This window comes from Haloferax volcanii DS2 (assembly GCF_000025685.1).
Lineage (GTDB): Archaea > Halobacteriota > Halobacteria > Halobacteriales > Haloferacaceae > Haloferax > Haloferax volcanii.
The window spans coordinates 2386440-2400299 of record NC_013967.1; the positions used below are offsets into that span (position 1 = coordinate 2386440).

At 67.7% G+C, this 13860-nt stretch carries 14 protein-coding genes, 1 pseudogene and 1 CRISPR repeat array (1 of these 16 cut by a window edge); of the genes and pseudogenes, 7 read left to right on the top strand and 8 right to left on the bottom strand.

What is annotated here, in order from left to right; genetic code table 11:
• A CRISPR array of direct repeats spans positions 1–221; the repeat unit is 30 nt; unit sequence GCTTCAACCCCACAAGGGTTCGTCTGAAAC; it begins 1329 nt to the left of the window's first position.
• A 213-nt stretch (positions 222–434) separates the two neighbouring features.
• Positions 435–1484, bottom strand: a complete 1050-nt coding sequence (locus tag HVO_RS16865; protein ID WP_004042504.1) for a CNNM domain-containing protein — start codon at positions 1482–1484, stop codon at positions 435–437.
• A 164-nt stretch (positions 1485–1648) separates the two neighbouring features.
• On the opposite strand from HVO_RS16865, the gene HVO_RS16870 reads away from it, so the two are divergent.
• The 4 genes from HVO_RS16870 (at position 1649) to HVO_RS16880 (ending at position 4795) form a co-directional block, all read left to right on the top strand.
• Positions 1649–2119 (top strand): Lrp/AsnC family transcriptional regulator, encoded by a 471-nt coding sequence (locus HVO_RS16870; protein ID WP_004042506.1) that lies wholly within the window; start codon positions 1649–1651, stop codon positions 2117–2119.
• A gap of 624 nt (positions 2120–2743) precedes the next feature.
• Positions 2744–2896: an HVO_2523 family zinc finger protein gene (locus HVO_RS21080; protein WP_004042510.1), complete on the top strand. Its 153-nt coding sequence runs from the start codon at positions 2744–2746 to the stop codon at positions 2894–2896.
• A gap of 168 nt (positions 2897–3064) precedes the next feature.
• On the top strand, positions 3065–4084 hold the full coding sequence (locus HVO_RS16875) for a phytoene/squalene synthase family protein (protein ID WP_004042512.1): 1020 nt from the start codon (positions 3065–3067) through the stop codon (positions 4082–4084).
• A 57-nt stretch (positions 4085–4141) separates the two neighbouring features.
• Complete coding sequence (locus HVO_RS16880) at positions 4142–4795, top strand: helix-turn-helix domain-containing protein (protein WP_013035450.1); 654 nt, start codon at positions 4142–4144, stop codon at positions 4793–4795.
• Between the two features lie 4 nt (positions 4796–4799).
• Here HVO_RS16880 and HVO_RS21085 read toward each other — a convergent pair whose 3' ends face one another.
• Positions 4800–4955 (bottom strand): hypothetical protein, encoded by a 156-nt coding sequence (locus HVO_RS21085; protein WP_161606679.1) that lies wholly within the window; start codon positions 4953–4955, stop codon positions 4800–4802.
• An 11-nt stretch (positions 4956–4966) separates the two neighbouring features.
• On the opposite strand from HVO_RS21085, the pseudogene HVO_RS20290 reads away from it, so the two are divergent.
• Positions 4967–5791: pseudogene (locus HVO_RS20290) on the top strand (DMT family transporter); the annotation flags it as partial.
• A gap of 189 nt (positions 5792–5980) precedes the next feature.
• Here the strand turns inward: HVO_RS20290 and cruF are convergent.
• Genes cruF through HVO_RS16900 form a run of 3 tightly spaced genes read right to left on the bottom strand, consistent with a single transcriptional unit; the run spans position 5981 to position 9291 of the window.
• The gene (cruF, locus tag HVO_RS16890) at positions 5981–6862 is read right to left on the bottom strand and encodes a bisanhydrobacterioruberin hydratase (RefSeq protein ID WP_004042518.1); all 882 of its coding nucleotides are present in this window, start codon (positions 6860–6862) and stop codon (positions 5981–5983) included.
• 24 nt (positions 6863–6886) lie between these two features.
• On the bottom strand, positions 6887–7792 hold the full coding sequence (locus HVO_RS16895) for a prenyltransferase (RefSeq protein WP_004042521.1): 906 nt from the start codon (positions 7790–7792) through the stop codon (positions 6887–6889).
• The gene (locus HVO_RS16900; protein ID WP_004042523.1) at positions 7789–9291 is read right to left on the bottom strand and encodes a phytoene desaturase family protein; all 1503 of its coding nucleotides are present in this window, start codon (positions 9289–9291) and stop codon (positions 7789–7791) included. Before HVO_RS16900 ends, HVO_RS16895 begins: the two co-directional genes overlap by 4 nt.
• Positions 9292–9386: 95 nt before the next feature.
• Here HVO_RS16900 and HVO_RS16905 point away from each other — a divergent pair, with 95 nt between their 5' ends.
• Both HVO_RS16905 and HVO_RS16910 read left to right on the top strand, forming a co-directional pair.
• Positions 9387–10079, top strand: a complete 693-nt coding sequence (locus tag HVO_RS16905; RefSeq protein ID WP_004042524.1) for an SDR family NAD(P)-dependent oxidoreductase — start codon at positions 9387–9389, stop codon at positions 10077–10079.
• A 75-nt stretch (positions 10080–10154) separates the two neighbouring features.
• Complete coding sequence (locus HVO_RS16910; RefSeq protein WP_004042526.1) at positions 10155–10982, top strand: ZIP family metal transporter; 828 nt, start codon at positions 10155–10157, stop codon at positions 10980–10982.
• On the opposite strand, the gene HVO_RS16915 is transcribed toward HVO_RS16910, so the two are convergent.
• From HVO_RS16915 to HVO_RS16925, 3 genes are all read right to left on the bottom strand, one after another.
• The gene (locus HVO_RS16915; protein ID WP_004042529.1) at positions 10975–12297 is read right to left on the bottom strand and encodes a phosphoribosylamine--glycine ligase; all 1323 of its coding nucleotides are present in this window, start codon (positions 12295–12297) and stop codon (positions 10975–10977) included. The two genes, HVO_RS16910 and HVO_RS16915, sit on opposite strands and share 8 nt — an antisense overlap.
• 61 nt (positions 12298–12358) lie before the next feature.
• Positions 12359–12721: a hypothetical protein gene (locus tag HVO_RS16920; RefSeq protein WP_004042531.1), complete on the bottom strand. Its 363-nt coding sequence runs from the start codon at positions 12719–12721 to the stop codon at positions 12359–12361.
• Positions 12709–13719, bottom strand: coding sequence for a DUF7490 domain-containing protein (locus tag HVO_RS16925; protein ID WP_004042533.1), 1011 nt, complete (start codon positions 13717–13719; stop codon positions 12709–12711). Before HVO_RS16925 ends, HVO_RS16920 begins: the two co-directional genes overlap by 13 nt.
• Positions 13720–13860 lie beyond the last annotated feature (141 nt).

A 13860-nucleotide genomic window follows, 5' to 3' on the forward strand; every position in this document is an offset into this window, starting at 1 on the left:
ACCCCACAAGGGTTCGTCTGAAACTGGGGGCGTGGAACCAATGAACCGGTCGTCGACCGGCTTCAACCCCACAAGGGTTCGTCTGAAACCGTGACTTCGAAGTCGCCGCAGACGTGCGTTCCCTCGCTTCAACCCCACAAGGGTTCGTCTGAAACTTTCTGAGATTCGAGGGCATCTTCGGACCTTTCCTCGCTTCAACCCCACAAGGGTTCGTCTGAAACCATCCCGAATTCACGGGTACAATGATGTGTATCACCCGAATTCAAAAGAGTGTTTCCGTCGACCCTCAATTCACCCGCAACCCCCGGGGGGTCGACGAAAACGTCGGGTCGTCACTGGCGGTGTCGAGAACCACTCGGGCAGTCGTCACGCGGTCGGTTCGTCCGCGGGGCGCGGCCGCACGCCGAAAAATTCGAGGCGGAGCGTCGAGAGCGCTAGTCGAGCGGGTCGTCGAGTTCGCCCATGACCGCTTCGAGGGCGTCGGTCGCGGTGAGGAGGCCGACGACCTCGCCGTCCCGCAGGACGAGCGCGAGTTCCTGGTCCTCGGCTTGGAACTGGTCGAACGCGTCGCTGACGTTCGTGTCGGCGGCGAGCGTCATCGTCGGCGCGGCAATCTCGTCGAACGAGCGCTCGCCGGCGCGGAGCGCCTCGAAGTTGTCGATGATGGAGGGCGCGTAGACGATGCCGCGGAAGTCGGTGAGCGACTCACCGACGAGCGGGAAGCGGGTGTGGGGGGTGTTCCGAATCCGCTCGAAGTTCTCGCCGGGCGTCGCGGTCGTCGAGAGCGCGACGATGTCGGAACTGGGAATCATGATTTCGCTGATGGAGAGTTCGTCCACGTCGAGCGCGTTGAGCACCTCGTCGCGGCGCTCCTCGGGGAGTTCGCCCTCTTGAAGCAGCGAGTGCAGGCGCTCGCGGAGTTGGCCGCGGGACTCGATGACGTCGGTCTCGGTTTCGAGCCACGCGCCCGTCATCTCGATGCCGAAGAGCTTGAGCGTCCACTTGGCGACCCAGTCGCCGAACTTGATGAGCGGCGAGATGGCGACGTAGAACCAGTGCAGCGGCGTCGCGCCGTAGCGACAGACCATCCGGGAGCGCTCGACGCCGAGGTACGTCGGCGTCTGCTCGCCGTGGGTGAGGTGCAGGAGGTTGATAATCAGGTAGGCGATGAGCGCGCCGGTCCCGATGGTCGCGAGCGTCGTGCCGGCGAACAGCGGCTCGAACAGCGCCGCCAGGGCGGGCTCGGCGACGATACCGACGGCGATGCTCGACGCCGTAATTCCGACCTGACAGGTCGTGAGATACAGTTCGAGCTCTTGGGTCATCTCCCAGGCGCGTTCGAGCCGAGAGTCGCCGTCGACGAACTCGGACTCGGTGAACTGTCGGGCGCGCGTCAGCGCGAACTCGATGGCCACGAAGAAACCGTTCGCGAGGATGAGGAGTACCCCCGCGACGAGTCGTATACCGATCTCTGTTGGGTTCATCTGTGTCGGTGTCCCGTCCGTTCGAGCGCGACCGGTTAGAAAGCATCGGTCGTCCGAATATATATACAACCAGTTGTCGGGAGTTGGTTATAAATTGAAGAAAACTGCTGTTCTGATAATCTTGTCGGGAAGGTTAATGTCGCGGCCGACAGACGACCACGTGAATGACGAGTCGAGAACTCGACGCGCTGGACAGGCGGATACTGTACACGTTGCAGGCGGAGGCGCGCCGCACGTCGTCGACCGACATCGCAGACTCGCTCGACGCCTCGGCGAGCACCGTCCGGAACCGCATCCAGCGGCTCGAAGCCGACGGGGTACTCCGCGGCTATCACGCCGACGTGGACTACGAGCGGGCGGGCTACCAACTGTACACACTTATCGTCTGTACGGCACCGATTCCGGAGCGCGAGGAACTGGCCGAGGCCGCCGCCGCGGTTCCGGGCGTCGTCGAAGTACAGGAGGTGATGACCGGCGAGCGGAACGTCATGGTCCGGGCCATCGGCGTCGACGGCGACGACCTCAGCCGCATCGGCGAGGAGTTAGACGAACTGGGCCTCCGCGTCTCCGACGAAGACCTGATTCGGAACACCCACCGGAGCCCGTACGCGAAGTTCGGGGATGGCGACGAGTGACCGACTGCACGAGCGGCGACACGCCGTCTCACGGGGGAGTTCGCCTCGTTTCGTCTCCGGTGACGCGGTTCCCGAACCACCGGTACAGCTTTGATAGGTAATAACGAACTGGTAATCCCGTTGTCAGAGACCCTCCCGTTCGCGTCGGTCTCTCGCCGACCGAATGCCCCCCACCACCACCACCACCACCAGAGCGGTTCAACGCGCTCCGACAACGGGTAGACGCAGCTGCAACAGCATCGCGCGGTCGAGGTCCCCGCACTCGCCGCGTGGTACGCTACGTGGTTTCACCGGACGACCGCCCCCGGTCGTTCGCTTCCGACGGCGTCCACGCCTCGGTTGTTCGTTCTCTACCGCCGTTTGTGACCCGTGAGCGACGCGCCCGCCGGTCGAGAGTCGCCGTCCGAGCGACTACTTCGGGTGGGACCTCCGCCGCGCCGAGTGCAGCGGTGTCGTCGTCTGTCCGAGGCTGCCGGCACCGGGGTGGACCGAGTCGGCCCGAGCCGAACCGGACCGGACCGAACTGGACCGAACTGGACGGAATCGAACGAGCCGGGGCGAATCTCCGAGTGACGCTGCCGACGGCAGTAAGGGATATGTCGGTCGCGTCCTACGAAACCTCGTATGGACGACGACGCCGGACGGAACGCGTGCGCTATCGAATCCCCGAAGGGCAGACCCTGCCCCTTCTGCGGCACGTCGATGGACCACCGCCACTGCAAGTACGTCTGCCCGGAACACGGGGTCGTCTACGATTGCAGCGACACGTTCTGGTAACGAAAACTGACAGAAGCCGCCTGAGATGGAACCGCCGCGAAGTCGGGGGATTCGCGGGTTGATTTCACGACGGCACGAAGCGTTATGTCGGCGGCGGCCTAACAAACGGCCGTCCTCTCCGGTCAGTTCAGTTGGTCCCGAGTCGGACGCGCCCACGCACACGAAACGATGCTCAACGAATCACAGGTCGAGGCGGGAAAAGACATCCAACAGCGGACGGGAAAGACGTTTTACTTCGCGACGCGGCTCCTTCCGGAGCGCGTCAGACACGCCACGTACGTCCTGTACGCGTTTTTCCGCGTCGCCGACGAGGTCGTCGACGCCGAGGAGACCGCGCCGCCGGCACAACAGCGCGACCGGCTCGAACGCCTCCGCGCCGAGGCGCTCGGCGTGGTCGAGACCGACGACCCCGTCCTGTCGGCGTTTGCCGAACTCAGAGCGCGCTACGGTATCGACCCCGACGACGTGAACGTCTTCATCGACGCGATGGAGTCGGACATCGAGAAGGACCGCTACGAGACGTACGCGGAGTTAGAGACGTACATGGACGGGTCGGCCTCGGCGGTCGGCCGGATGATGACCGCCGTCATGCGGCCCGACGACCCCGAGGCGGCGCTCCCGCACGCGACGGCGCTCGGGCAGGCGTTCCAGATGTCGAACTTCCTCCGCGACGTGGGCGAAGACGTGGTCGAGCGCGACCGGGTCTACCTCCCGCAGACGACGCTGGACCGCCACGGCGTCGACACCGAACAGATTCTCGACCTCGACTTCGACGAGCGCGTCGCCGACGTGATGCGCGACGAACTCCGCCGCACGGAGTCGCTGTACCGCGACGGCGTCGCCGGCATCGAGTACCTCCCGGCGGACTGCCAGTTCCCGGTGTTGCTGTCGGCGGTGCTGTACGCCGACCACCACCGGTCGATTCGAAAGCTCGACTACGACACCCTCACGACGACGCCCGAACTCGGCTTCGGCCGGAAGCTCACGCTCCTCGCGAAGACCGCGGCGTACTGGGCCGTCTGGCGCGACCCCGTCGCCGTGTTCAAGGCCGTCAGCGTCGTCCCGTACCCCGAAGACGACGACCTCGCCGCGGAGTTCGGCCCCGGTTCGACGCCGGTCGAACACTCGCGGCGGAGCGGGCGCGTCTCGGGGTGGCTTCGGTCGCTGAGCCGCTGGGGCTCGGACTGACGGCGTGATTTCTCCGCGAGTGAAACGGTTTACTGGGTGGCCGACGGAGTCCTCTCCATGTACCGCGTCACCCTTGACACCCGGTTAGACTGTCCGCTGGGACGGGTGACCGCCGCGCACGACGTGACGCTTACCACGCCGTACTGGAATCTCTCGCCCGAGACGGGTCGGTGTGACCTCTGGGTCGAAGCCTCGTCGCCCGGGCGGTCGCAGTTGGAGTCCGGCATCCGGGCGCTCAGGGACGCCGACGGCGTCAGCTATTTCGAACTCAAGCGGAAGCGCGGCTCGCACTCGACCGCCCACGTGGTGCTCGAAGAGACGGTCGCCATCGAAACGGTCCTCGCCAACGGCGGCGCGGTCATCGGCCCGCTCCGCGACAGAAACGGCTGGGAACGGTGGCATCTCGGGTTCGCCGACGCCGACGCCGCGGCCGCCACCCTCGACTCGCTCGACCGTCGCTACGAACTCGCCGCCGTTGAGCAGACGCCGCGGAGCGAATCGCTCGCCTCTCTCGGTGACCGCTGCGGCGTCTCCGACGTGGCCATCTCGAAGACGCTCCGCCGCGCTGAGCGAAAACTCCTCGGGGCCGCCGTCTCCGCGCTCGCCGGCCTCGATGGGTTCGATTCCGACCCCGACTCTGATTCCAACTCCGACCCCGACTCCAACTCCGACCCCAATTCGACGAACGCGCGACCCGACGGCGGGGGTTAGCATCCTAACCCTCCGGTTCTCCGGGACCGCCGGCGTAGGTCTCGGTGATGAGCGCACACGCCGACGCACCGCTCTCGACCGCCGACGGACCGAAGCCGACACCAGAGACGCATCCACAGACCGTCGACTCGCTCACGCCCGCGACCCCGCTGTCTCCCATCTTCACGCGCCATGGTCGGTGAGTCGTTTCCCGCCGGTCGCTCTCGGAGCGCCGTCCTGTTCGCCGTCTTGGCGGCGCTCTGGGGCGGAGCGTACCCCGCGGTGACGCTCGGGTTGGAGTCGTTCCCGCCGGTTCTGTACGCCGCGCTCCGACTCGACATCGGCGCGGCGCTTCTGTTGCCGTACGCGGCGTGGCGCGCCGACTACTGGCGACCCCGGACGAGACGCGATTGGGCGGTCGTCGCCGCGGCCGGGGTCCTGTCGCTCGCGGGGTATAGCGCCCTCCAAAACATCGGTCAGCAGAGCGTCCCGAGCGCGGTCGCGTCGGTGCTCGCGGGGTTGGTTCCGATACTGACCGTCGGCTTCGCGAAGCTGTGGCTTCCCGACGAGCGGTTCGGCCCGGTCGAACTGCTCGGCGTCGCCGTCGGCTTCCTCGGACTCGTCGTCGTCACCGACCCGGAGCCGGCGAACCTCCTCGGAGCGAACGCGACGGGACAGGCGATACTGGTGCTCGCCGCGGCGGCGTTCGCGCTCGGCGGCGTGCTCACCCAGCGAATCGAGACCGACCTGCCGTTTGCCGCCCAGACCGCGTGGGCGATGGTCGTCGGGGCCGCCGCGACCCACCTCGCCAGCGCCGCGAGTCCGACGGAGTCGCTGGCGCAGGTCGACGTGTCGCTGGCTGGCATCGCCGGCCTCGTCTACCTCGGCGTCTTCGCGAGCGCGGTCAGTTACCTGCTGTACTTCTCGCTTCTCCCCCGTCTCGGCTCGGTCGAACTCAACCTCGTCACCTACGCCGTCGCCGGCTTCGGGACGGTGTACAGTTGGCTCCTGTTCACGGAGCCCGTGACCCCGACCACGCTTCTCGGCTTCGGGCTCATCCTGCTCGGCTTCGGCCTGCTCAAGTGGAAACGACTCGGGGCCGTCTACCGTGGCCGGCGTCGCGGCGTCGAGTCGGACTGGGGGACAGCACAGGAGTCGCGCCAGACGAGCACGAGCACGAGCACGAGCGCGAGCGCTTCCCGGCGCTCAGGAACGCCACGGCAACCGCCGCGGGAGCCGGAGGAGCCGCGAGTCGAACCGGTCCGTTTTGAGCAGGCCGACGCCGAACAGCGCCGCGACCGCGACGGGAATCCAGTTGCCGAACCACGCGTTGATGCCGCCCCAGAGGATGACGAAGCTCACGAGGTCGTCGAGCATGAACTCCGTGCGGTCGAGGCGGGCGAGCAGCGCCTCGCGGTCGAACGACCGGTCGAGCGCGACGACGGCGACGGTCGCGCTGACGACCCAGCCGGCGTAGTTCGAAAGCGGGACGCCGTAGAACAACAGTGCGTCGTCGCCGAGGCGGTAGTACTCCCAGAAGCCGAGCGCGACCGCGCCGGGGTCGAGCACCACGTCCATGGCGAGGACGGCCGCGGTGACGACGCCGAGGCGGACGGCCCCGTTGCGGGCGCGGTCGCCCAGCAACAGCAGACACAGCAGGTAGGCGTTCATCACGAGCGGGATGAAAAACACCGGCAGCCCGACGGGGACGCCGGCGACCGTCGGCCCGAGGTCGACGCCGTAGTGGAACCAGCCGTACGGCCAGCCCGTGGTGACGCCGGTGTACTCGATGGCGTAGGCGTAGGCGGTGAGCGCGCCGACGCCGAGTGCGGCACGTCTGGTCACGAGCGGGAGGACGCCCACGATGAGCGGCGAGCGCATCACGAGCGTCCCGAGGAGGATGAGAAACGCGTTGAACGCCAGCGGGTCGGGGAGCCAGTCCATCGCGCTGGCGACGAGGAGCACCGCGCCGTTCAGCGGGAAGAACACCGAGATGGTAAAGCGGTTGTCGCGCACCAGTCGGTCGAGCGCGTCTTCGGCCTCGCGGCGGCTAGAAGGGAGCCGCGCTCGCAGGTCGCTCGCGCTCACGGGCGCACCTCCGGGGACTTGCCGTTACCCATTGACGAGCCTCCAGAGCGCCCCGAGGGTGATGAGCATGCCGACGACGGTGTTGATGACGGGGTACCACCAGTACGCCCGGTCCACGTCGACGCCGGCGGCGACGATGCCGAGGACGACGACCGGGTAGGCCGCCAACAGCGCGCCGAGACGGAGGTCGACCGCGGCGAAGGCGACGGCCGCGAGAACCCACGTCGCGGCGCAGTACCAGTAGGTCCGCCGCTCGCCGAGGGCCGTCGCGGTCGTTCGAATACCGGCCTCGCGGTCGGGTTCGATGTCCGGAATCGCGGAGAACGTGTGCATCCCCATCGTCCAGAGCCACGCGCCCGCGACGGCGAGCATCGGGGGGTTCGACCCCGAGACGGCCGCGTAGGCGGCGACGCCCGGCAGGACGTACAGGCCGTTCGAGACCGAGTCGAGAAGCGGCGTCGTCTTGAACCGAAACGGCGGCGCGCTGTACTCGACGGCGAGGAAGAAGTGCGCGGCGAGCCACGGCCACGCCACCCGCGGAGCGACGGCGAACAGGCCGACTCCGAGCAGGCCGCTCGCGGCGACGACGACGGTGTTCACGGGGTCGCCGCGCCAGCGGGCCTCGCGGTCGTCCTTCTTCGGGTTCGCTTCGTCCACGTCGGCGTCGAACACGTCGTTGACGCCGTAGAGAAAGACGTTCGCGGGGACGAGGAAGTACGCGAACAGGGCGACGGGTTCGAGGCCGAACAGGTCGGCGAGGGCACTCGCGGCGGCCGCGACGCCGACGACGACGGGGCCGGCGAGGTAGAGCCAGAACCGGGGCCGCGAGAGGACCGCGAGGTAGACGAGTCGGTCTCCGAGACCGCCGTCTGCTCGTCCGTCGTCGCCGCCCTCGCCGGACTCGCTCTGTGCGGCCATATCGGCGCTCATCTCGCGTCTTCGGCCATCTCCTCGGCGGTGAGTTGACCGCTGATGAGACACATCGGGACGCCGATGCCCGGCGTGGTAAACGAGCCGGTGAAGTAGAGGCCGTCGACCGCGTCGGAGCCGTGGGGCGGCCGGAGCAGCGCCGTCTGGAACAGCGTGTGCGCGAGGCCGAGCGCCGTGCCCTGCGTGCTGTTGTAGCGCTCCTTGAAGTCGTTCACGCAGAACGACTCCTCGAGGACGATTCTGTCGCGGAGGTCGACGCCGGTGTTCTCGGCGATGTCGTCGAGGACGAGGTCGCGGTAGCGCTCGCGGCGTTCCGGCGTGTCCTCCAACCCGGCCGCGATGGGGACGAGCGCGAACAGATTGCTGTGACCCTCGGGTGCGACCGAGTCGTCGGTCTTCGACGGCACACAGAGGTAGTACGCGGGGTCGTCGGGCCACGCCGGGTCGTCGAATATCGTCTCGAAGTGGTCGTCCCAGTCGGTGGGTAACACGAGCGTGTGGTGGGCGAGTTCGTCCACGTCGCCCTCGACGCCGAGATAGAGCAGGAACGCCGAGGGGGCGTACGTTCGGGAGTCCCAGTAGTCGGCGTCGTACTGGCGCTTCTTCTCCGGGAGGAGTTCCTGTTCGGTGTGGGCGTAGTCGGCGTCGGAGACGACCTGGTCGCAGAGGAACTCGCGGCCGTCTTCGGTGCGGACGGCGAACCCGCCGCGGCGACCGGCGATTTCGGCCACGGGCGAGTCGGTGTGGAACTCGACGCCCAACTCCCCGGCGAGGTCGACGATAGCGTCGACGACGCCCGCGAGGCCGCCGTCGGGGTAGTAGACGCCCATGTTGAAGTCGACGTGGCTCATGAGGTTGTAGAGCGCCGGGGTGTTGTTCGGCGCGCCGCCGAGGAACACCAGCGTGTACTGCATTATCTGCTGGAGCTTCGGGTGGTCGAAGTAGTTCTCGACGTGGTCCTGCATCGAGCCGACGAGCGACAGCCCCCACGAGTACCGAAACACGTCGAGGTCGATGTAGTCGGTGAGGGCCGGGCGGTCGGTGTAGACGAAGTGTTCCATCCCGATTCGGTAGTTCCGCTCTGCCTTCCGGAGGTAGTCGTCGAGCCTGTCGCCCGCGCCGGGTTCGTAGGACTCGAAGGTGGCCTTGTTGGCCGCGATGTCGGGGAGCATATCGACGCGGTCGCCGTCCTTGAAGAAGATACGGTAGTGGGGGTCCAGCCGCGTCAGTTCGTAGTAGTCCTCGGGCCGCTTGCCGAAGTAGGCGAAGAAGCGCTCGAACACGTCGGGCATGAGGTACCACGACGGCCCCATGTCGAACCGGAAGCCGTCGCGTTCGAGCGTGCTGGCTCGGCCGCCGAGCTGTTCGTTCTTCTCCAACAGCGTCACGTCGGCACCGGCGTCCGCGAGGTAGCACGCCGTCGAGAGGCCGCCGAACCCGCCGCCGACGACGACGACGGACTCGCCGGCGAGGGAGTCGAGAGCCGAGACAGAATTCATGTCCGTTCGTAAGGACGTAGAGAACATAAATCGACTGACCGAATCGACCGCCGTCGGGGGGTAGCTTTAGGCTCGGTCCCTCCTTACGGCCCCGCATGAACGACACCACCGCGGTGGTCACGGGTGCGAGTTCCGGAATCGGCGCGGCGGTCGCGCGCGCCCTCGGTCGCGCCGGCGCGACGGTCGTCGCCTGCGCCCGCGACGGCGACGCCCTCCAGTCGGTCGTCAACGATATCGAACGCGACGGCGGCAGCGCCAGCGCAGTCCGCGCCGACGTGCGCGACGAACTCGACATGGAGCGCCTGATGGAGACGGCGGCCCGCGCCGGCGGACGCATCGACGTACTCGTCGCCAACGCCGCCGTCGCCCACGGGACGCCCGGCGAGATGCCCGCGCCCGAGGACTCGTACGCGGCGTTCGACGACACCCTCAGAACCAACGTCCGCGGCGTCTTCGCGGCGGTCAAAGAGGCGCTGCCGCACATGGCCGACGACGGGCGCATCCTCGTCCCCTCCGGCTCCATCGCCCGCGAGGCGAAACCGGGGATGGGCGCGTACGCCGTCTCCAAGGCGGCCGCCGAGGCGCTCGTCCGGCAGTTCGCCGCCGACTGCGACCGGACCGTGACGGTCGTCGACCCCGGCCTCGTCGCCACCGACCTCACCGGCGGGCAGGGCCGCGACCCCGACGACGTGGCCGATCTGTTCGTCTGGGCGGCGACCGACGCCGACCCCGCCGAGTTCGACGGCGACATCGCGGACCTCAAGGCGTGGAAACGGGCGACGCGCTGAGGCCTCCCGCCGTGTCGACCCACCCGTTCCGCCGGAACCGCGCCCCTTATTAATCCCAATCGGTTCGTTCACAATATGAACCGTTCGACGGCGACGGCCATCGGCGCGGGGAGCGTCGCGGCACTCGTCGCGCTCTCCGCGTACGCCGCGAGCGTCGAGGCGTGGAACCTCCTCGTCGTCTCGTGGGCCGCCTTCGGCGCGATGGCGCTCGCCGCCCCCCTCGGCGCGTGGAGTCGGGCCGAGCACGCCGAGGGTCTCGTCTGGGGCTACGGCCTCGCCAGCGGCGCGATGGTGACGAGCGCCGCGGTGTTTCTGCTCCCGCAGGCGCTCGGCCATCACCCCCAGTTCGGCGGCTTCGGCATCGCCTTCGGCATCCTCGCGGGCTTCGCCGCCCACACCGTCGGCCACCGCTTCGCCCACATGGAGTTCCCCGTGGACCGTACCGTGACCGAACTCTCGGCGCACGCCGTCTCCGCGGGCGCGATTATCGGTATCGTCTACGGGAACATCGACGTGGGCGTCGGCCTCGGCCTCGCCATCGTCTCGCACAAGGGACCGGCCGGGTACGCGGCCGCTCGGCGGCTCTCGGGTCGGGGCGAGTCGGTCGCGCCGTTGCTCCTCCCCGCGGCGGGCCTCGGTATCGCCGCCATCATCTCCAGCGCGGTGTCGCTCCCCGCGACCGACGCCTTCCGCGGAGTCGTCTTCGGCTTCGCCTCGGGTGTGTTCCTCCACGTCGCCATGGACTTCCTCCCGCGCTGCGAAATCGGCAGCGAGATTCACGAACTGCTGTCGGTCGAAGACGGCCACGCCCACGCGATTCTCGACCGCCTCCGGGTCCACGCCGCGCTGAGCACCGGCGTCGGCGGCCTCGCCGTCTTCGCCGCGTGGCTGGTGCTCAACTAATCTTTCGTTCGCTCGCCGGCCCGAGGTAGCCCCACGCGAGCAGTCGGTCGCCGTCGCCGTCTATCCAGCGCTCGCCGATGTCGTCGCGGTAGTACAGGTTCGGGATGACGATGTCGTCGACGCGGTCGTACGCCTGTTTTCTCGCCTCCTGCATCGTCTCGCCCTTCCCGGTGACGACCAGCGGGATGCCGCTTTCGCCGGCGGCGCGCCACTGTCCGTCGACGAGTTTCGCGTCCTCGATGTGGACGCCCTCGCGGCTGTCGGTCTCGAAGACGACCGCCGCGTTGCGGGAGTTCTCGTCGTAGGTTTTCTCGTCGGTGAAGGGGAACGGCGGCAGGACGATGCGGACCGCGATTTGGTAGCCGCCGTGGACCGAAAGCTCGGGGTCGTTGCCGTGGGCGAGGTCGAAGAAGAACTGCGCCGTCGACGACTCGAACGACTCCTCTTGGAGCGTAATCGTCGGATAGCCGAACCGCGGCGTGAACTCCAGCGGGTAGATGCCGTGTTCGTTGACGATGCAGTTGATGTCGATGCTCCCGACGTAGCCTTCCTCGGCGAGCCACGGTTCGAGCCGGCCCAGCGTCTCCTCGAACAGTCGGTTCCGCCCGGCCCAGAACATCGACGTGCCCATCTCGCCGGTCGAGGGGCCGATGTTGCCCGGAAACAGCTTCTTGTGCTCGAAGTTGAAGTTCACCGGGTCGACGAACGTCTCCCCGTCGAAAAAGCCGCAGACGGCGATTTCGACGCCTTCGACCTTCCGCTGGAGCTGAAAACCCTTCATCCGGTGGCCCCACGCCTGCTTGTACGCGCGGAGCACCTCGACCACGTCGCTGCCGTCCTCTTCGTTGCCGACGTAGAGGAGGCGCTTGACGTTCTGCACCTCGCCGAGCGGCTTGATGACGTAGGGGGCGCGGTTCCGCCGGACGTACTCGATTCCCTCGTCGAAGTCGCGGAAGACGCGCTGTTCGACCGTGTTGACGCCGTGTTCTTCGAGCACGTCCATCGCGTAGCCGCGGTCCTCTTCGAGGCGGTCGGTGTTCGGCGTCCCGCCGACCACGGCGTGGCCCTCCTCGCGGAGCTCCTGAGCGAGCGCGCCGGTGCCGACGTCTGAGCCGACCCAGATGTCGTCGAAGACGATGACGTCGGCCCACTCGACCTCCGCGCGCCAGTCGTCGGTCTTCGGGACGAAGCCGTCGCCGATTTCCCTGTCGTGCTCGGCCTCGATATAGTACCGCACGTCGTGGCCCTCTCTGCGGACCTGCCACGCGAGGTCGGCGATGAGCGCGGCGTCCGCCGACACGAAGAGGAATTTCATATCTCTCGACTCGGGCGGCGGCCTGAAAACTGTGTGCGTGGTGAGAGGTAGCGCGGGCCGCTCAGTCGCTCGCCAGCCGGCGAAGCTGCACGGAGACGCCGAGCGCCGCCCCGAGGAGCAACACGAGGTTGAACGCCATCTGGAACGGCGCGCGGTACTCGGGATTCACCCACGTCGTGATAGTCTGGCTGGCGTTGAGGTAGAACTGTAACGCCGCGATAAGCGCGAGCAACAGCAGTCCCGCGAGGACGGCGTAGTCGAGGAAGCGGCGCATCCGCTCCGCGAACTCGCGGTTCTTTTCCTCGTCGTCTATCGTGTCCTCGGTACTCTCGGTCGACTCTGGCGTCGAGTCGGTCGATACCATCGTCTCGATGTCGGCTTCGTCGGCAGTCGTCGAGTCGTCGCGCTCGCTCATTTCGACCACCTCCGGGCGACGAGGACGGCCGCGAGCAGTCCCACGACCGCCACGAGCGGGCCGAATCCGGGTGCCGATGAGGTGGTCTCAGTCGGTTCGTACGCGGTTTCCCGCGGTGCGTCGCCGCCGTCGCCGTTCTCGAAGTCTTCGACGCGGAGTTCCACGTCCTCTCTGGTCTGGTTCACGCTAATCGTCCTCGTTGGGTTCAGGTTCGCCGCGCCGCGGGCGGTGTCGATGACGACCCCGTCGCGCAGCAACACGGCGTCGATGTAGTAGTTGTAGTCGTTCGGGACGCTCGCCGACGCGTCCACCGTCTCGGTTCGCCCGGCCTCGATGGTCCCCGCGTCGACCGTCGTCCGAGAGGCCACGATGTTGGACTCGGCCTGCCGGAGGACGAACAGCACCGAGAGGTCCTCGGCCGGGTCGTCGCCGGCGTTCGTCAGCGTCGCCGTCAGGTCGAGCGTCGTCCGGTCCTCGCCGGTCTCCGCGATGGCGAAGGAGACGGGCGGAAGCGCCTCGCTGTCGGTGAACGAGGTGGTCGACTGGAGGTACGGCGGCTTGATAGCCGAGACGCCGCGGACGCTCTTTCGCGCCTCGTCGACCCGCTCGTCGTCGCTGTATAGGACGACCTCGACGTCGTAGCCGCCCTCGCGGGGGACCGTGAGATTGGTCGTCGTCGCCGTCTCACCGTCCTTCGAGAGCGTCCCCACGTCGAGTTCCTGCGTCGTCGTCAACAGCCCCGACTCGGCGTCGACGGCGCGAACGAGGACGCTCACGTTCTGCGTGGGATTGCCTCGGTGGTCGATTCGTGTCTCGATTTCGAGGGTGACCGTCTCCCCCGTCGCCTGTCCGGCCGCGATGGAGACGCCGGCGACGTCCACCGGACCGGGACGGACGGGCCCGTCGTCGGTGGGGTCCGCGATGACCCCCGGAACGACGGCGGCGGCGACGAGCGCCACGACGACGACGCCGACCGCTCCGGCCGTGAGGAGGGCGTTTCTTTCCATGCCCGACTGACATTTACGATTGGGTAAATGTTTTGTCCCCGATGGGTTGGCGGAGCGGGCGACACAACGGCGAGACCACGGCCGCGGAGACACCGTGGCCGCGGGGACCCGCCCGTCAGCGGGAGTGTCACGACGAGTGTG

Coding starts and splice junctions, on each gene's coding strand:
- HVO_RS16865 (WP_004042504.1), bottom strand. CDS start 1,484: ATGAACCCAACAGAGATCGGTATACGACTCGTCGCGGGGGTACTCCTC.
- HVO_RS16870 (WP_004042506.1), top strand. CDS start 1,649: ATGACGAGTCGAGAACTCGACGCGCTGGACAGGCGGATACTGTACACG.
- HVO_RS21080 (WP_004042510.1), top strand. CDS start 2,744: ATGGACGACGACGCCGGACGGAACGCGTGCGCTATCGAATCCCCGAAG.
- HVO_RS16875 (WP_004042512.1), top strand. CDS start 3,065: ATGCTCAACGAATCACAGGTCGAGGCGGGAAAAGACATCCAACAGCGG.
- HVO_RS16880 (WP_013035450.1), top strand. CDS start 4,142: ATGTACCGCGTCACCCTTGACACCCGGTTAGACTGTCCGCTGGGACGG.
- HVO_RS21085 (WP_161606679.1), bottom strand. CDS start 4,955: ATGGGAGACAGCGGGGTCGCGGGCGTGAGCGAGTCGACGGTCTGTGGA.
- HVO_RS16895 (WP_004042521.1), bottom strand. CDS start 7,792: ATGAGCGCCGATATGGCCGCACAGAGCGAGTCCGGCGAGGGCGGCGAC.
- HVO_RS16900 (WP_004042523.1), bottom strand. CDS start 9,291: ATGAATTCTGTCTCGGCTCTCGACTCCCTCGCCGGCGAGTCCGTCGTC.
- HVO_RS16905 (WP_004042524.1), top strand. CDS start 9,387: ATGAACGACACCACCGCGGTGGTCACGGGTGCGAGTTCCGGAATCGGC.
- HVO_RS16910 (WP_004042526.1), top strand. CDS start 10,155: ATGAACCGTTCGACGGCGACGGCCATCGGCGCGGGGAGCGTCGCGGCA.
- HVO_RS16915 (WP_004042529.1), bottom strand. CDS start 12,297: ATGAAATTCCTCTTCGTGTCGGCGGACGCCGCGCTCATCGCCGACCTC.
- HVO_RS16925 (WP_004042533.1), bottom strand. CDS start 13,719: ATGGAAAGAAACGCCCTCCTCACGGCCGGAGCGGTCGGCGTCGTCGTC.